16 protein-coding genes are annotated in these 17513 nt (G+C 64.4%); 9 read left to right on the top strand and 7 right to left on the bottom strand.

Annotated features, from left to right (window positions below; all coding sequences use genetic code 11):
- Nucleotides 1-21: 21 nt before the first annotated feature.
- Nucleotides 22-846 carry a 2-hydroxyacid dehydrogenase gene (locus tag V2I08_RS03400; RefSeq protein ID WP_405053618.1) on the bottom strand — a complete coding sequence of 275 codons (825 nt, stop codon included), beginning with the start codon at nucleotides 844-846 and terminating at the stop codon, nucleotides 22-24.
- Nucleotides 847-986: 140 nt separating this feature from the next.
- On the opposite strand from V2I08_RS03400, the gene ppsA reads away from it, so the two are divergent.
- Complete coding sequence (gene ppsA, locus V2I08_RS03405; RefSeq protein ID WP_349633921.1) at nucleotides 987-3404, top strand: phosphoenolpyruvate synthase; 2418 nt, start codon at nucleotides 987-989, stop codon at nucleotides 3402-3404.
- Nucleotides 3405-3608: 204 nt separating this feature from the next.
- Nucleotides 3609-4442 (top strand): DUF6629 family protein, encoded by an 834-nt coding sequence (locus V2I08_RS03410; protein ID WP_235209656.1) that lies wholly within the window; start codon nucleotides 3609-3611, stop codon nucleotides 4440-4442.
- 286 nt (nucleotides 4443-4728) lie between these two features.
- Here the strand turns inward: V2I08_RS03410 and V2I08_RS03415 are convergent, their stop codons facing one another.
- Nucleotides 4729-6120, bottom strand: a complete 1392-nt coding sequence (locus tag V2I08_RS03415) for an ATP-binding protein (RefSeq protein ID WP_081764102.1) — start codon at nucleotides 6118-6120, stop codon at nucleotides 4729-4731.
- Nucleotides 6117-6833 (bottom strand): response regulator, encoded by a 717-nt coding sequence (locus V2I08_RS03420; RefSeq protein ID WP_043151026.1) that lies wholly within the window; start codon nucleotides 6831-6833, stop codon nucleotides 6117-6119. Before V2I08_RS03420 ends, V2I08_RS03415 begins: the two co-directional genes overlap by 4 nt.
- Nucleotides 6834-6991: 158 nt before the next feature.
- Between V2I08_RS03420 and V2I08_RS03425 the strand changes: the two genes are divergently transcribed.
- The 4 genes from V2I08_RS03425 to V2I08_RS03440 are packed head-to-tail and all read left to right on the top strand — an operon-like array spanning nucleotide 6992 to nucleotide 9641.
- On the top strand, nucleotides 6992-7402 hold the full coding sequence (locus tag V2I08_RS03425; protein WP_043151028.1) for a hypothetical protein: 411 nt from the start codon (nucleotides 6992-6994) through the stop codon (nucleotides 7400-7402).
- A 56-nt stretch (nucleotides 7403-7458) separates the two neighbouring features.
- A complete protein-coding gene (locus tag V2I08_RS03430; RefSeq protein WP_043151106.1) occupies nucleotides 7459-7896 on the top strand; it encodes an EF-hand domain-containing protein in 438 nt (145 codons plus the stop codon).
- 1 nt (nucleotide 7897) lies between these two features.
- The gene (locus V2I08_RS03435; RefSeq protein WP_169572599.1) at nucleotides 7898-8707 is read left to right on the top strand and encodes a sterol desaturase family protein; all 810 of its coding nucleotides are present in this window, start codon (nucleotides 7898-7900) and stop codon (nucleotides 8705-8707) included.
- A gap of 10 nt (nucleotides 8708-8717) precedes the next feature.
- On the top strand, nucleotides 8718-9641 hold the full coding sequence (locus tag V2I08_RS03440; RefSeq protein WP_043151031.1) for a dienelactone hydrolase: 924 nt from the start codon (nucleotides 8718-8720) through the stop codon (nucleotides 9639-9641).
- A gap of 112 nt (nucleotides 9642-9753) precedes the next feature.
- Here V2I08_RS03440 and lgt read toward each other — a convergent pair whose 3' ends face one another.
- Nucleotides 9754-10614 carry a prolipoprotein diacylglyceryl transferase gene (lgt, locus tag V2I08_RS03445; RefSeq protein WP_051519938.1) on the bottom strand — a complete coding sequence of 287 codons (861 nt, stop codon included), beginning with the start codon at nucleotides 10612-10614 and terminating at the stop codon, nucleotides 9754-9756.
- A 127-nt stretch (nucleotides 10615-10741) separates the two neighbouring features.
- Here lgt and V2I08_RS03450 point away from each other — a divergent pair, with 127 nt between their 5' ends.
- Entirely contained in the window at nucleotides 10742-12493 is a 1752-nt protein-coding gene (locus V2I08_RS03450) for a chloride channel protein (protein ID WP_051519939.1), read from the top strand.
- Between the two features lie 232 nt (nucleotides 12494-12725).
- On the opposite strand, the gene trxC is transcribed toward V2I08_RS03450, so the two are convergent.
- Nucleotides 12726-13181 carry a thioredoxin TrxC gene (trxC, locus tag V2I08_RS03455; protein ID WP_043151032.1) on the bottom strand — a complete coding sequence of 152 codons (456 nt, stop codon included), beginning with the start codon at nucleotides 13179-13181 and terminating at the stop codon, nucleotides 12726-12728.
- 90 nt (nucleotides 13182-13271) lie between these two features.
- Between trxC and V2I08_RS03460 the strand changes: the two genes are divergently transcribed.
- Together V2I08_RS03460 and V2I08_RS03465 are read left to right on the top strand one after the other, a co-directional pair.
- Nucleotides 13272-13934, top strand: coding sequence for a peroxiredoxin (locus V2I08_RS03460; protein ID WP_043151033.1), 663 nt, complete (start codon nucleotides 13272-13274; stop codon nucleotides 13932-13934).
- A gap of 47 nt (nucleotides 13935-13981) precedes the next feature.
- Complete coding sequence (locus tag V2I08_RS03465) at nucleotides 13982-14302, top strand: metalloregulator ArsR/SmtB family transcription factor (protein WP_043151035.1); 321 nt, start codon at nucleotides 13982-13984, stop codon at nucleotides 14300-14302.
- Here the strand turns inward: V2I08_RS03465 and V2I08_RS03470 are convergent.
- Both V2I08_RS03470 and cydD read right to left on the bottom strand, forming a co-directional pair.
- Complete coding sequence (locus tag V2I08_RS03470; protein ID WP_349633923.1) at nucleotides 14299-15891, bottom strand: ATP-binding cassette domain-containing protein; 1593 nt, start codon at nucleotides 15889-15891, stop codon at nucleotides 14299-14301. The genes V2I08_RS03465 and V2I08_RS03470 overlap by 4 nt on opposite strands.
- On the bottom strand, nucleotides 15888-17453 hold the full coding sequence (gene cydD / locus V2I08_RS03475) for a thiol reductant ABC exporter subunit CydD (RefSeq protein WP_268747159.1): 1566 nt from the start codon (nucleotides 17451-17453) through the stop codon (nucleotides 15888-15890). The genes V2I08_RS03470 and cydD overlap by 4 nt, the downstream gene beginning before the upstream one ends.
- Between the last annotated feature and the right edge of the window lie 60 nt (nucleotides 17454-17513).

The following is a 17513-nucleotide window of genomic DNA, read 5'->3' on the forward strand; positions in this document are numbered from 1 at the left end:
TCGGCCAGCCGCGTCTTCGCCTCAAGCCAGCCCCCCAGCGCCACTGCCCTCAGGCCACCACTGAATAGGACGGGCTAGATAGCCGATCACACCCGTCTTCAACCCATCGATCATCGCCTGCGTATCGATGACCCCGACCCGGCTTGTGTTGATGAGCATGACGCCGCGCTTCATCCGGGCGACGGCGCGGCTATCGATGATATGCCGGGTTTCCGGCAGGAGCGGACAGTGCAGCGTGATGATGTCGGATGCAGCCAGCAACGCATCCAGCTCCACATAAATGCCACCCATGGCGACAATTTCGGCGTTCGCGGTGGGGTCACAGGCGAGAATATGGCAACCGAAACCGTTGAGAATGCGCGCTACGACTGCCCCGATTTTTCCGGTTCCGACGATGCCGACCGTCCGCCCGTTCAGATCGAACCCCAGCAGTCCTTCGAGCGAGAAATTGCCTTCGCGCACTCGGGCATAGGCCTTGTGGATCTTGCGGTCGAGGGACAGGATGAGGGCGAGCGTATGTTCCGCGATCGCTTGGGGCGAATAGGCCGGAACCCTTGCTACCGGGAGTTTCAGCGCATCTGCGGCGAGAAGATCGACATTGTTGAATCCCGCGCTGCGTAGCACGACGAGCTTAATCCCGAGCACGGCAAGACGTTCCAGCACCAGGCGATCAAGGCAATCATTCACGAAGGCGCAGACGGCGCCGGATCCGGCGGCAAGCGGCGCAGTCTCGACGCTGAGCCGCGCTTCCAGGAAAGCGAGATCGTGCGGAAAGCCGGCCGCAGCGTTGCCAGCCTCGAGGAACTGCCGGTCATAGGGCTTGGTGCTGAAAACGGCCACCAGCATCATGTGACTCCCTGAAAAGCATGCGCCCGTCCTCTCGACATGCCGGATTTCAGTGCGTCGGCCACTACGTATCATCCCCGACAGACAAGCCACCATGGGCGAACATATCGTCCTCCATCTCTACAGAGGTGGACCAGACAATGACCGAGAGCCCGATACTTTGGTTCGACAAGATCGGGATCGGCGATATCGCGTCGGTAGGCGGCAAGAATGCTTCACTCGGTGAAATGGTGCGCACGCTTTCGGGCAAGGGCGTGCGTGTTCCCAATGGCTTCGCCACGAGCGCCGACGCCTATCGGAGCTTCATTGCGGCCAACAGAATAGAAGCCGCGATCCGGGCGCAGCTCGCCACCTACGAGGAAGGCAAGGCGACGCTCCAGGAAGCCGGCCATGCGATCCGGTCTCTGTTCCTTGACAGCGAGGTTCCCCCTGCCCTCGCCGACGCCATCCAGGCGGCCTATGACGAACTCAAGACCAGGGCTGGCGCCCCCAATCTCGCCGTGGCGGTCCGCAGCAGCGCAACGGCAGAGGATCTGCCGGACGCCAGCTTCGCTGGTCAGCAGGAGACCTTCCTCAACGTGCGGGGCCACCGCGCCCTGCTCGATGCTTGCCGTCGCTGTTTTGCATCACTCTTCACAGATCGGGCGATCAGCTACCGCCAGACCAAGGGGTTTGACCATTTCGATGTCGCACTATCGATCGGCGTCCAACAGATGGTGCGATCCGATCTTGCCGGATCGGGCGTGATGTTCTCGATCGACACCGAAAGCGGCTTCCCTAACGTGGCGGTGATCAGCGCCGCCTGGGGTCTGGGCGAAACGGTCGTGCAGGGCAGCGTCGACCCGGACAAATATCTTGTCTTCAAGCCGCTGCTCGAACAGGCGAACGCGCGTCCCATCATCGAGAAAAGTCTTGGCAAGAAGGCCTTGAAGATGCGCTATGCCGAAGGAGGCAGCAAGCGCACCCGCATCGTTGAGACCAGCCCCGCCGAGCGCGAAGCCTTCGTGCTCGATGACGACGACATCCTCGAACTCGGTCGATGGGCCGTCATCGTCGAGGCCCATTACGACCGGCCGATGGACATGGAATGGGCCAAGGACGGCGAGAGCGGCCTGCTCTACCTCGTCCAGGCACGTCCGGAGACCGTCCAGGCCGGGCTCAGCCGCTCGTCCTTCCAGCGCTATCAGCTCAAGACCAAGGGCGGCACTCCGCTGGTGACCGGCGCCGCCATCGGCAGCGCGATCGCATCAGGGCAGGCCTGCGTAATCCGCAACGCCGCCGACATCGGCCAGTTTCGCGACGGCGCGATCCTCGTCACCGGCACGACCGATCCCGACTGGGTGCCGATCATGAAGCGCGCGGCCGGCATCATCACCGATCATGGCGGCGCCACCAGCCATGCCGCGATCGTCAGCCGCGAACTGGGCGTTCCCGCAGTCGTGGGGACCGGCAACGCCACGACGGTGCTCCGCCACGAGCAGGCCATCACGCTCTGCTGCGCGGAGGGCGATGTCGGCAGCGTCTATGACGGTCTTCTCGCTTTCGACCGGGAAGAGATTGATCTGGGCGCCATTCCCACGACCAGGACGGACGTGATGGTCAACATTGCCAATCCGGCCGCCGCCTTTCAGTGGTGGCGCCTCCCGGCCAAGGGTGTCGGTCTTGCCCGCATGGAGTTCATCATCAACGCGCTGATCAAGGCGCATCCGATGGCCCTGCTCCATCCCGAGCGGGTTAGCGCGGAGGACAACCGCCTGATCCGAGAGCTGACTCGAGGCCATGCCAGTCCGGCAGACTATTTCGTGGAAATCCTGTCGCGCGGGATCGCCAAACTGGCGGCCCCCTATCATCCGTATCCGGCGATTGTGCGGCTGAGCGATTTCAAGACGAACGAATATTCCCACCTTCTGGGTGGTCGAGCCTTCGAGCCGGAGGAGGAAAATCCGATGCTCGGATTTCGCGGCGCCTCGCGCTATTATGACGAGCGCTATCGCGAGGGTTTCGCGCTTGAATGTCGCGCACTCAAGCACGTCCGCGAAACGCTCGGCTTTACCAATGTGATCATCATGGTCCCCTTCTGCCGCACGCCGGCCGAAGCCGATCGGGTGCTCGCGGTGATGGCGGAGAACGGCCTGCGCCGCGGGGACAACGGGCTCCAAGTTTATATGATGTGCGAGATCCCTTCGAACGTGATCCTCGCCGAAGAGTTCGCCAAGCGCTTCGACGGCTTCTCGATCGGGTCGAATGATCTCACCCAGCTTGTGCTCGGTGTCGATCGCGATTCCGATCTGCTCGCGACGCTGTTCGACGAGCGGGACGAAGCCGTAATGCGGATGGTGTCGGAAGCGATCCGAAAGGCGCATGCCGCCGGCATCAAGATCGGCATCTGTGGCCAGGCGCCCAGCAACTATCCCGATTTCGCGGCATTCCTGGTGAACGAGTGCATCGATTCGATCTCGCTCAATCCCGACAGCTTCGTTCGGACGATGGCCCATATCAGCCAGGCGGAACAGTCCCCTCGTGCAGAGCCGACGCCGGCTCCCGTACTGGCCGCGTGAACGAAATGATTCGCCTGCGCCCGCGTGGCTATCTCCATTTATGTCCGTATCCTTGATAAACCAGATGCGATGGCGCCGGTCGCAGTTATTCGCCAAGGTCAGCGCCGCTGTTGTCTGTCAGGTGCGACGCTCCGCCCAGAAAGGGGCCCGGGACCCGATCGCGGAGCCGAATAGATAAATCCTACTCGCGGCCTTTCACTTAAATTGAAGCTGGACCGCGGCAGCGAAGACGCCAAAGATCGCCGCATCACGCTGTGTATGACACAGGAAGCGCTTGTCAGGGGTCCGCGCCCCTTTTCGGGGAATGACGACATGTGCTTTTCAGCCAGTTCCAGCTTTATCGCCAGCGCCGTGATTGGATCGATCGGCGTGGCGACATTGCGGCATGTCCGGGAGCCGCGCGCCCTCCTGTTCGCTTCCGTGCCGATGCTGTTCGCGGTTCACCAATTCTCCGAAGGGTTCGTCTGGCTCGGCCTTGACAGGCATATCGACAAGCTTGCGCTTGATCATGTCGCCTTCCTGTTCATGCTCTATGCGCAGGGGATACTGCCCCTGCTGATGCCAGCCGCTGTCGTGTTGATGGAGCCACCCGGCTGGCGCAGAAAGGCCATTCTCGGCCTGACCGCCGTCGGCGCGCTCGTATGTGTGTGGGACGTTTACGGGTTGATATTCTTTCCGAGCCAAGTCTTTGTCGAGCAGAACTCGATCGCCTACCGCAATCCGCTGACCGGCGATTTCTGGATATCCTGCCTGTATATTCTCGCGACCTGCGGCGCCCTGCTGCTGTCCACCCATCGCGTCGTCAAAGCCTACGGCGTGGTGAACGTCATTGCGCTGACGGTCGCACAGATCGTCAAAGAATACGCATTTGCTTCTGTCTGGTGTTTTTACGCCGCGATCATGAGCGTGATGATCTATTGGCAATTCAAGCGTCTGAACATTGATATCGAGACGCCCAACGGCGCTTCACCAAACCTCAGGCCGTTCCTTCTCGCCTGGTTACGTCCGGGCAGGTCAGCTCTTGTGGGGACCGATTGAACACCAGAGGCTGGTTGATTGGGATCTCTGCAATCGACCCGCTGGCCTCGCCCTTATCGCCGCCCTGAGGAACCGGGCAATGTTGAGACCGCCGGCTCAGGGGAAGCGTCTACCTCTGACGTCCGCGCCTGGAGCAAGCCATCGAAAATTGCCGGTGCGTCCCGTCAGCCAAGACGCGAAATACCTGATCGAGATTGTTCGCATGAATGACCCACGATGCATCGGAATTTTCTAGCTGAAGTTGCGTTGTGCGCGCGTGCCGCGCGGCGGCGGGGCATCCGCCCCGTCACCCCGCCCGGACTTTTGATGATCGGGTAGAGCGCGAAACGTTCGGGTTGTCTCGTGGGAAAGTTGCTGTAGCGACAAAGCCGCCTTTGGGCTGGTTCGCAAAGCGGATGGCAGCACCTTCGCGATCGGCCAATGCGCGGACGATTGCGAGGCCAAGCCCGGCGCCCCCGGTCTCACGGTTGCGCGAAGGGTCGAGCCGCCCGAACGGCTCGCCCAGCCGCTCCAGCGTCTCGGGCGGAACGCCGGGTCCGTCATCGGCGACCGAAATCGTGACGGTCTGATCATCTGCGCTTGCCTCGATCGACACGTGGCCGCCATGGCGCACGCCGTTGTCGATCAGATTGGCGAGCATGCGGCGAAGCGAGATCGGCGTCGCTTCGATCGCGAGATCGGAAGGTATGGCGCCGAGCGTGACGGCATCGCCCATGTCGACGCGCAGCGCAGCGATCGCGGCGAGTTCTGTCGCCAGATCGATGCGTTGGGGCTGCGGTGTCGCTCGGCCATCCCGCTTCGCGAGCAGCAGCGTGTCGTCGAGCAGTTCCGCCATTTCGTCGAGATCGGCGGCGGCCTTCGCACGCTGCTCGCTGTCGTCGATAAACTCGGCGCGCAGCCGCAGCCGGGTCAGATAGGTACGCATGTCATGTGCGATTCCCGCCAGCATGCGCGTGCGCTCCGCCATCAGCCCACCGATCCTGGCCTTCATCTCGTTGAAGGCGGCCGAGAGATCGCGCATCTCGCGCGATCCGGCGACGGGGAGGTCGGGCGTGTCGAGATCGGACGTAAAGCGGCGGACGCCCGCCGATAGCCGGACCAGCGGCCGTGTCGTCTGGCGAACCGCGAGCGCCAGTACACCAAGCACCAGCAGTCCGCCGACGGCGCCGAGGAACGCGCGCTGGCGCAGATAGGCCCGCACCACCATCGAGGGCCGACTGTCGACCACAAGCAGATCGCCACCGCGCATCGGCACGGTAAGCGTGATCGGCGCGAAGAAGCGGCTGGTCCAGGGGCGTGTCCCCGCCATGCGGCCAAGCAGAGGCCGTCGTCCGGTAAGGCCGATATCACGACCGGGCAGCGCCGCTGCATAGTCGATGCGCAGACGATCCAGCCCCTCGCGCTGCGTGGCTGGCGCCGGCGGCGGCTCGCGTAGAATCCGCACGGTATAGAGCGAGCCATTGAACATCGTGACGAGCGATGCGCGGCGGGCCGGCGGTGCGGCCTCCAGCGTGTCGACCATCGTCCGCGCCTCGGTCGGCAGCGGCAGATTATAGGGGCGCTGATCATCCCCGCGCGAGGGGAGCGCCATCACCACCCAGATCAGCATCTGGAGCAGCACGAAGCCCCCGAGCAGGATGGCGGTGATGCGCAGCGAGAGATTGGACCCGATCGTCATCGGCTCAGGACCGTGGGCGTGAAGATATAGCCGCCGCCACGCACGGTCTTGATCAGCGCCTCGCCGGTCGGATGCTCGGCGAGCTTGCGGCGCAGGCGGCTGAGCTGGACATCGACCGCCCGGTCATAAGGGCCGGCGCTGCGCCCGCGCGTCCAGTCGAGCAACTGATCGCGGTTGAGCACGCGCTGCGCGTGGGTGACGAGGCTCAGCAGCAGGTCATATTCGCCGCCAGTCAGATCGATCAGGCTGCCGTCGGGATCGGTGAGCGCGCGCGAACCCGCGTCGAGCATCCAACCGGCGAAGACGTACCGCTCGGACCGCAATGCCGGCACGACCCGCTGGGCGTCCCGCGTGCGCCGCAGGATGGCCCGCACGCGGGCCACAAGCTCGCGCGGATTGAATGGCTTGGGCAGATAGTCGTCGGCGCCGATCTCGAGCCCGACGATGCGATCGACGTCGTCGCCCTTGGCGGTGACCATTAGTACCGGCACATCCCCGCGAGCGCGCAATCGCCGACACAGCGACAGGCCGTCCTCGCCCGGCAGCATGATATCGAGGATCGCGAGATCGATCCGCTGACGCTCGATCAACCGGTCGAACTCCACCGCGGTGCGGCACCCGATCGCTTCGAAACCTTCGCGCACCAGCAGCCCGGTCACCAAGGACCGGATCTCGTTGTCGTCCTCGACGACGGCAATGAAACTTGTCTCCATGAAGTGTTTGTGCCGCGTTGCGACGGAGGATGGAATAAGCGTGCGGCAGTGCGTTACAATTCGTCACCGTCCGTTACCGTGGTGCAGCACCAGGCTTACGCAACGCACCCATACCGATTGAAGGCGGTCAGACCGTCGGACAATCAAGGAGCGTATCCATGTACAAGCAACTCTTCCTGATCGCAGCCGCGACGGCAGCGGTCGCCAGCGCCACCGTCGCCACGTCTGCGGAAGCCCGCCAGCGTGGTCGCGTGGTGAGCGTCCAGGGCTCGGGCGGCCGCGGCTATGTCAAGCAGCGCTCGGTCTCGCGCCAGCCCGGCAGCACCTCGATCAACCGCAGCCTTCAGACCAACAATGGGCGCGGCTACAACAGCAACCGCAGCGCCAACTGGGGCGACGGCAGCTATAATGGCGGCCGCACGACCACGCTCAACGACGGCACGAGCTTTGGCCGCAGCACCACCGCGACCAACAATGGCGACGGCACCGCGAGCTATGCTTCGACCCGCACCCGCCGCGACGGCACCAGCACCTCGGTGTCGGGCACGGTCAATCGCGATCCCTATTGATTGCCCCGGCCGCGCTCTTCTCCCGGGGCGCGGCCACCCAGTCGAAGGAATTCCCGATGACCCGATTTTTCATCCTGATCGCTGCAACCGCGGCTGTCGCCACGCCCGCCTGCGCCCAGCGCTTCGGGGGCGGCGACGGCGCTGCGGCGTTCGACAAGGCCGATGCCAATCATGACGGCATCATCACCTGCGCCGAATTCTCCGCTGCGCGCACGGCTCGTTTCGACACGATGGACCGCAACCATGACGGCGCGATCAGCAAGGCCGATTTCGCACGCCTCGCCAAATTCCGCCCGCAGGCGGTGGACCGCCTGGAGGCCATGATCGCGCAGGCCGACGCCAATCGGGACGGCCGGCTGACCAGAGCCGAGATGGCATCGGCTCCGGCACCCATCTTCGAGCGTGCCGATAGCAACAATGATGGCGCTATCGACAGCGCAGAGCTCGCCGCAGCCCGCACCGCCATGGCCCAGATGCGGGACGGAGCGAACTGACATGAGCCCCGAGCGCTCGCCCGTCTGGTTGGCAATGATGCTGGCGCTGGTGCTGGCCGAGGTGGCCTGGCGTATGCGCAAGGGGCATGGCTATGATGCCCGTACGGCGCTCACGACGCTCGGTATCGTTGCCGGCAACATCCCGTTTGCCGCGCTCAACGCGCTGCTGCTGGGCGGCCTATTCACGGCGGCGTGGACGATCGCGCCAATCCGCTTGCCGCTCGACGACTGGCGAACCTGGGCGGCGGGCTTCCCCGCGGTCGAATTCGCCTATTACTGGTTTCACCGCGCCAGCCACCGCGTGCGCTGGCTATGGGCGTCGCATTCGGTGCATCATTCGGCCACACAGATGACCTTGCTGTCGTCCTTGCGGCTCGGCTGGACCAATCTCTTCTCGGCCGGCTGGATCTTCTATGTTCCCTTGGTGTTCGCAGGGTTCGATCCGCGGCTGGTGTTCGGGCTGCTCGCGCTCAACCTGCGCTACCAGTTTTTTCTGCACACCGAAGCGGTGGGCAGGCTCGGCCCGGTGGAATGGATCTTCAATACGCCCGCGCACCACCGGCTGCATCATGCGTCGAACCCTGCCTATATCGACCGCAACTATGGCGGCGTGCTGATCGTCTTCGACCGTCTGTTCGGGACACTTGCGACCGAACGGCCCGATGAACCGATCCGCTACGGCCTGGCCCATCGCGAGGCGACGGCCAATCCGATCCGGCTGGCGCTGCGCGAGTGGAGCTACATTGCCCGGGACGCCGCCGTGGCCAGGGGACCGCGCCAGCTAGCGCGCGCCCTGTTCGGCGCGCCCTGAGGAAAAGTTCATGAAAATCATTCTGATCCTGATAGCCGCACTGAGCCTCACCCCATCGTCAACCGCCTGGGCGACAACGTCGCCCGGCCCAGTGTGCGAGGCCAGCTGGGTGGATAGCGCCCGCACCCGCACGGTGCCCGTCCGCATCCGCATGCCGGAAGGGTCGGGCAAGGTGCCCGTCATCCTGTTCAGCCATGGCCTCGGCGGCTCGGTGGATTCGGGCATGCTCTGGGCGCTGGCTTGGGCCAGCGCCGGATTTGCGGTCGTCAACCTCCAGCACCCCGGCAGCGACCGGAGCATCCTGCGCGGCGGCGCGGTGCGCGGCGCGATGTCGCCGCAGCAGCTCGTTTCCCGCATTACGGATGTCCACTTCGTCATCGACGAACTCGGCCGCAAGGGGCGCGAGGGTAGATGCGATCTCAGCCGCCTCGATCTCTCGCGGATCGGCATGTCGGGTCACAGCTTCGGCGCGCATACCACCCAGGCGATCGCAGGCCAGCATTTCCCGATGGCTGGCAGCAATGCCTACACGGACCCTCGCGTGAAGGCAGCGATCGCTTTCAGTCCTTCGCCGCCGTTCCGGGGCTCGACGGAAGCGGCGTTCGCCGACGTGCAGATTCCCTTCTTCTCGATCACCGGAACGGACGACAGCGTTCCACTGACCCCGCAGATCAGGCCCGCTGACCGCGAGCGCCCGTATCGCGCCATGCCGCCCGGCGGCAAATATCTGCTGGTGCTCGACGGCGCCACCCACATGGACTTCAACGGCCGGGGTGATGGCCGTCCCGCACCGAACGCCCATATCCAGGCGGTGGTCATCGACGCGACGATCGCCTTCTGGCGCTGGACCTTGCTGGGCGATGAAGCGGCGAAGCGCCAGCTCGACGCGGATGACGTGGGCTTGGTCGCTGGCGATCGGCTCGAACATCGCTGAACCTCGACCCAGTTCCGGGGATTGGAGCACCCATCAAGCTCAAGCGGTCGGCTTCCCCCAGACCTAATGTCGCGCAGGTGCGAAAAAGCCACTGCACACCCGCAGTTAGGATTTACCTGTCGGGTGCCGGGTGCCGGGTGCACGTCGGCGCCGGAGTTAAAACCGCCCGCAGAACCAGCCAGGACCCACCCAGAATCATGGGTACGCAGAGCCACTGACCCATGTGAAGCCCTGAATGGACGGCAAAGGCGACGAGTTGCTGATCGGGCTCGCGGACAAACTCAACGAGGAAGCGGAAAACGCCATAGCCGAGCACAAACGCGCCACACAGAAGGCCGGGGCGCCGCCGTGCTCCGGTAAACCGGAACAAACACCATAGCATCGCGAACAGGAGCGGTCCCTCGAGCATCGCTTCATAAAGCTGGCTTGGGTGGCGCGGCAGAGGGCCGGCACCGGGAAATACGATCCCCCAGGGCAGGGTGGTCGGTCGCCCCCACAGTTCTCCGTTTACGAAGTTTGCAAGCCGGCCGAGAAACAGTCCGATCGGTGCGGACATCGCTACATAGTCGATGATCCGCAGCCAATCGAGGCGATGGCGACGGGCGAAGAGGAAGATGGCGATGGCGACACCCAGCGCGCCACCATGAAAGGACATTCCGCCCGCCCAGAGACGCAGGACATTCAGTGGATGAGCCAGATAGGTGGCAAAATCGTAGAAGAGCACATAGGCAAGGCGCCCGCCGATCACTATGCCCGCCGTCGCCCATGTGACGAGCGCGTTGGCATGCTCTCGAGTCATCGGCGCCGCATTCTCGTCCAAAAGGCGGACGAGATATAGCCAGCCGAGCAGGATGCCGGCGATATAGGCGAGACTGTACCAGCGCAGCGCGAACGGACCGACCTGGACGAGCACGGGATTGAGATGAAGCGACGAAAAATAGATCGCGTTTGGGACATAGCCCGCGAGACTCATGACGCTGGTCCGATCTAAGGGGGGATCTAGCCTCTTTCCATTATTCGGACTCGCGCTCAACGGTAATCCTTTCCATGTTTCCAATCATTTCCGTCACATTTGGTGCCGAAAGCGCAGCCAGTTTCCCATGAGTGAACGCCTGCTGCGCCCCACCGCACTTCTTTCGCTCGCGCGCCGCCTTTTCCGCTTGAGCGAAGCAGGCTTCATTTTGCTTTCGATCGGTGTCGGCATCGCTGCCGGGCTGCTCGCGGCAATCCTCGGCACTGTCGCGCATTTCCTGCAGTCGACATTCTATCATTTCGACGTCGAGGATCGACTGAGCGGCCTTGCAACGATTTCGCCAGGGCGATTGCTGGCTCTGCCCCTGGGAGGACTGCTGCTCGGGACGATCATTCTCACCGTCCGCTACCACAAGCGCACGGCGATAGACGTAGTCGAAGCCAACGCCCTCCATGGCGGCCGCATTCCGTTCCGCGACACCATGCTCGTATCCGGCCAGACGTTGATCTCGAACGGCTGCGGCGCGTCTGTCGGGCTCGAAGCTGCCTATGCGCAGGCCGGCGGCGGCGTTGCCTCGCTCATCGGCCAATGGCTCAACCTGCGCCGCAACGACCTGCGCGTGCTGGTCGGCGCGGGAGCCGGCGCCGCGATTGGCGCGGCATTCGGTGCGCCTCTCACCGGGGCCTTCTACGCCTTCGAGATCGTCATCGGAGCCTACACACCCGCCAGCATCGCACCGGTCGTCGCCGCCACGCTCGCCGCTGTGATCACGGCTCGCACACTAGGCACCGCTGCTTATCTCATCGCCGCAACGAGCAGCCAGAATCTCGCCACCGTCGATTATCTGCTCTATGCCGGGCTCGGCCTGATCTCGGCGGTTGTCGGTATCGCGCTCATGCGCCTGGTCTCGCTCGTCGAGGCGGTCGTTCGGCGCAGTGTACTTCCCGAATGGTCGCGTCCAGCCATTGGCGGGTTGATCCTGATTCCGATCGCGATGATCTCGCCGCACGCACTCTCGGCCGGACATGGGGCCCTGCACCTGACCATCGGTGGCGAACTGGCCCTGGGTGCGCTGGCGCTTGTCTTCGCGCTGAAGTGCCTGGCGTCGATCGTGTCGCTCGGCTTCGGATTTCGCGGTGGCCTGTTCTTTGCTTCCCTGTTTCTCGGCGCATTGCTCGGCCAGATTTTCGCAGAACTGTGGGCGCTCATCCCCGGCGTGATCCCTTTATCACCGGTGGATGCGGCGCTTGTCGGCATGGCGGGCCTCGCGGTCGCGGTTGTCGGTGGCCCGATGACGATGTCGCTCCTCGTCCTGGAGGCAACCCATGATTTCGAGATCACGGCGATCGTCCTCACAGCGACCCTGTGCTCGAGCGCACTCGTCCGCGAGCGGTTCGGCTATTCTTTCTCAACCTGGCGCCTCCACCTTAGGGGCGAAGTGATCAGAAGCGCGCGCGACATCGGCTGGATGCGTTCTCTGACCGCACGGCGGATGATGCGCGCTGCGCCGGCCACAGCCTTGTCGACGCTGCCCATGGCAGAGTTCAAGGCGCAGTTCCCCCTGGGTTCGACGAGTCGCGTCCTGCTCGAAGACGAAGCCAGCCATTATGCGGGGCTGGTTCCCACAGCTGCGGTCTTTGCCGACACCGACGCAGGCGAGCGTCCGGTGTCGGAACTCGCGATCCTGAAGGACGTGACCTTGTCGCCCGAACTGACGATCGGCGCGATTATGGAACGCTTCGACGACAGCGGTGCCGACGATCTCGCCGTTATCGATCCGGAAGGTCGTATCCTCGGCATGTTGACCGAAAAATATGTGCGCAAGCGCTATGCCGACGAGATCGACCGCGTGCAGCGCGACCTCTACGGGGAGGACTAGGCAAGCCGCGAAGCCGACAGAGTCCGCCCTCGGCCATGCCTATCCAGACAGCGCAATGCCAGTCCGCTGTTATGAATCGGTTGCCGCTGTCGGAACAGGAGTGCCGCTTCGGTCCGATCTTCACGCCAAGCCTTCGACGGGCGTATCTTGAGTGACCCTGCCAAAGGCCAACCCTTTCAGGAGATTTTTGCTGAACTTCCCGCACGCTACCCTTCGGTCCCCAATTCACCGCTCAGGAAGATGGGCGATTACGATCTGCCCAGGCAATGATGGACTGACGATCCATTGCACCCGCCGTGCGCTTGATTTCGTGACCATTGGCAAAGAGGATCATCGTCGGAATGGAGTGGATGGCGAATCGCGCGGCAACGGCCTCCTCTGCCTGGGTATCAATCTTGAGCAACCGCATGCCGGGCTCGAGTTCCCGGGCAGCGGCGGCAAAGGCGGGCGCCATCGCGCGGCAAGGCCCGCACCAGGGCGCCCAGAAATCAACCAGCACCGGCAATGAGCCGGCTTCGACGTGGCGCGCAAACGCGTGCGAGTCCGCGACGATCGGCTCACCCCGAAAGAGCGGCTGCTTGCAGCGGCCGCACTGCGGATGTTGGTCAAGTCTTCGCACCGGAACCCGATTAACCGAAACGCATCGCGGACACACCACAAGGGCCGGATCGGACTGGATTGCTGTCATGCGGCTTTACTCCGGCCATTTAGTTGATTACATGACTTATGTAATCAAGAGATCACGATTGCCAAGATGGCTATGGAACGGAAGACGTGAATGAACGATGCGACGGCCACCGCCCAGACGCCAGATATCTTGCAGATCGGAGACGCGGCACCCAATTTCCAGGCGCGTAGCACGATGGGCACGGTCAGCCTGTCGGATTTCCGGGGTCGCTGGCTGATACTGTTCTCGCATCCGGCGGATTTCACGCCGGTGTGTACGAGCGAGTTCGTCGCGCTCTCACGGGCGTCAGAGCGGTTCGAGGCGCTCGGTTGCAAGCTGCTCGCGGTGTCTGTCGATAGCCTTTACGCGCATCTGGGCTGGATCAGGGCGATTCGCGATGCTTTCGACGTGACGGTCGCCTTTCCGATCGTCGAGGATCCCTCGCTGATCATCGGCCGGGCCTATGGCATGATCTCGGACCGTTCCCCCGACGCAGCGACGATGCGCTCGACCTATTTCATCGATCCCGATGGCATCATCCGGGCGATGATCTGCTATCCCGCGACGGTCGGTCGGTCGGTTGATGAGATGCTGCGCGTGCTTGCCGCGTTGCAGCGGGTCGATGCCGATAATGTAGTGACGCCCGAAGGCTGGCGTCCGGGCGACGATGTGCTTTTGCCGCCCCATGCCGATCAGGCCGCGCTTCTCGCCGGCGCAGCCGATCCGCTCTGGTTTCACAGATCTCGTCCCGATCGGAAGGACGCATCGACGTGACGGCTAAGCCCTTGTCGGAAATCGAGCTGGAGACAGTTGCCGAGGTGATGCGCATCCTGGGCCACGAAACACGGCTAAGGCTGATCGACGCGTTGCGCATACGGGGTGAGCAATCGGTGGGCGAACTCGAAGCATTGACTGGGATCGGCCAGCCCGGTCTCTCGCAGCAGCTGGCGATCCTGCGCAAGGCGGAACTCGTCAGGACGCGCCGCGCCGCAAAGCAGGTCTATTACCACCTCGCGCCGGCAGCACTGGCCGGCACGGCCGCCTTCATGGCAGATCTGGCCGGGATGAAAACCTCGGGAGCCGAACCCATCAAGGCCACGCCCGCGCGCGGCTCGGCGGCCACGTTCGCGAAGATCCTTTAATCGGGCAGCTCCAGAAGGCGATGCGCAAGCGGCAGCATCGCCGAGCGGTGCGTGACCAGGACCAGTCCGGTTCCGGTTTCCCTTAGCCATGAATCCAGGTTGGCGCAGAGCACCGCCTCCGTGGCAGGATCAAGCCCCTCGCTCGGCTCGTCGAGGAGCAGCCAGGGTAGCCCAGCCAGCAGTGCGCGCGCCAGGGACAGCCGCTTGCGCTGTCCTCCCGACAGGCGGGCGCCGCCATCGCCAATCCAGGTCAACAGTCTCTCGGGCATGACGCGAACGTCATCTGCCAGACAGGCTATGCCGAGCGCGTGCCAGAGGGCCTCGTCTTCGAGGCCAGGCCGCGCCAGCCTCAAATTGTCGGCAATGGTGCCGGCGATCATTCCCCCATCCTGCGGCGAGAGCGCGAACAGGCGCCGTCGCGCTTCGGGCGGACATTCGGCAAGTGGCCGCTGATCGATCAGCAAGCTATGGCCACATGTGGTGCGCCAGCCGGCCAGACACTCCAGCAAACTGGTCTTGCCCGCACCGGACCGGCCCGTGATCGCGAGCCGGTCACCCTTTGCAAGCATGACCGAGCGCGGATCGTCGCCCAGCGCAATGCTCTCACCGATCAAAGGGACAGGCGCCGCCGTGGGCCCAGGAATAGCGGCGAGTTGCGCCAGCCGCTCCAGACCTGCCGCGACGACGGCGTCGCGGCCTAGGGACCTGATCGTGGCGCCGAGCGCTTCGAGCGCCCCTGCGGCCGCGAGGGCGGCAAGCAGGGTGAGGGGAAGGCTTGCCCGCGACAGGGCAATCATCGTCGCAATGGCGAGGCCGCCCAGCGCGGTCACCCCCGCGCCGAGCAGCGCCTCATTCCGGGCGAAGCCGACACGGGCGTCATCGAGCCGGGCGGCCTGCCGCGCCAGCAGCGCCTCGATCGAGGGACCAAATCCATAAGCGGCGATCTCGGGCGACGCCGCTGTATATTCGACGAAATCCTGCTTGAGCCGTGCGATCTGCTCCTGGATGTCGAGCGCCCGGCGTGGCAGCACACGCCGGGCGAACGATCGCGCGGCCAGGACTCCCGCAGCCATGATGACGAACAACGCAAGAAAAGCGCGCGGTCCGGCGGGCATCGCCAGCCCCAACGCCGTGGCTGCGCCCACCATTCCGGCGAAATAGGCTGGCGCGCGCACGAATCGATCCTCGAGCGCGTCAACGTCCTGCAGCAGCAACGCGCCAGCCTCGCCCGCCGACCGGGTGTATTCTGGCGACGGCGCGTTGATCAGGCACCCGAACAGTCGGGTCCGGAGGGCAGCAAGAGCGAACAGCGCAGCCTTGTGCCCATAGAGTCTTTCGCCGTAGCGCGTGACGGTCCGTACGATCGCGAGCAAGCGGATCGCGGCGCTGGGGATCAGATAGTTGAACGCCTGGATCGCGGCTATTCCCGCCGCCCCAGCAAGGGCCGCGGCGGTGATGAACCAGCCCGCGAGTCCAAGCAGCGAGATCCCCGCCATCGCGGCAGCCGCCGCGCACCACAGCGCGACGCCGCTCGCGCGCCGCTGTGGCTGGGACACATCGGCCAGCAGCGCCGCCAGTTCGCGATTCATGAGAGCACCACGCGATGATCGGCCAATGCAGCGATCGCGGCGCTATGGGTGACGAGGAGAACCGTGCGCCCCCTGCCCGCCTCGACTATGTGCCGGGCCAGTTCCATCGCGGAGCCTTCGTCGAGATCGGCGGTGGGTTCATCGAGGAGCCACAGCGGGGCGTCGCGGAGCAGCGCCCGCGCGATACCGACGCGCCGGCGCTCGCCGCCCGAGAGGCCCGATCCGCGTGGATCGATGAGGGTTGCAAGGCCCGCCCCTCGGGTCTGCACGACCTCGGTCAGTCCCGCGCGCCGCGCGACATCCTCGACCTCCGCATCGCTCGCATGGGGACGCGCCAGGCGGATATTGTCGGCCAGGCTTCCCGGCACGAGCGCCGTCGCCTGACCGGCCCAGCTGACCTCCCCGCGCAGCGCCTCCGGCGAGAGTGGGCGTCCGTCGAGAAGAATATCGCCCGCGACCACCGGCGCCAGCCCCAACAGCGCGTGGAGCAGGCTCGACTTGCCCGTTCCGGTCGTACCCGAGAGCGCCGTCACGCAGCCGGCGGCGATGTGCATCGAGATCGGTCCCACTCTTCGTTCGCCATAATCGATAACGACTGACTCGAACCGGATGGCGGGCGGAGCCGCCAGCATATGGACCGGCGACGTGGCGACCACCGGCGCCGGAGTCAGGGCGGCCAGACGCTCGAGCGCCGCTTCACCGACCTGCTTGTCGTGATAGGCTGCGGCCAGGCGGCGCATCGGCAGATAGAATTCAGGCGCAAGGATGAGAACAAAGAGGGCGCGGCTCAGGTCGAGCGTCTCGGGCACGGGAAAGGGCAGCAGCCCGAGCAGGTTGAAACCGCAATAGACCGCGACCATTGCAACCGACAGCGCGGCGAAGAACTCGATGATCGCCCCGGAGAGAAAGGCGATGCGCAGAACCACGACGGTGCGCCGGGCGACCTCCTGTGTCGCCTCGGCAAGCTGGCGCGTGACCCGATCCTGCGCGCCAAAGCCAAGGATCACGGGGAGTGCCCTGATGCGATCGATAAACAGTCCCGAGAGCCGCGCCAGAACGTCGAGCTGCCGAGCGGCTGCCCGGCTGGCCACGGTTCCCGCCAGCGCCATGCCCAGGGCAAAGGGGATCAGCGTCGCCAGGAGAATGGCCGCTGCAATCCAACTCGCCAGTGCTGCGGATGCCGCGATCAGCAAGGGCGTCGCCACCGCTGCAAAACGCAACGGTAAGAAGCGCGCATGATAGCCGTCAATGTCCTCTATCCGGTCGATCGCATCGGCGACCTGCTCCCCGAGCATCCGTCGCGAGCCGGCAGCAGCGCGCAGCACCGCGCTGAATGCAGGCGATCGCCATGCGCGCTTTGCACGAGCCGCGTCCCGATGCCCCTGCGAGAAGGCCGTTGTCTGGAGAGCTGCGCGCGTTGCGGCAGCGGCAGCGAGCAGGAGGAGCGCGACTACGTAGTGTTCACGATTCCCGGCCCGCGTCGAAATGGCGATAGCGACTGCTGCGGCCACACAGACGGCCAACACTCCGTCCACCAGCCATAACAGGGAAGCGCGCCTCATCCGCATCAGTTTCGCACCAAAGGGTGCTTGTTCATATACATAATTACGCCTAATGACTAA

The organism is Sphingobium sp. MK2, assembly GCF_040170545.1.
Classification (GTDB): domain Bacteria; phylum Pseudomonadota; class Alphaproteobacteria; order Sphingomonadales; family Sphingomonadaceae; genus Sphingobium.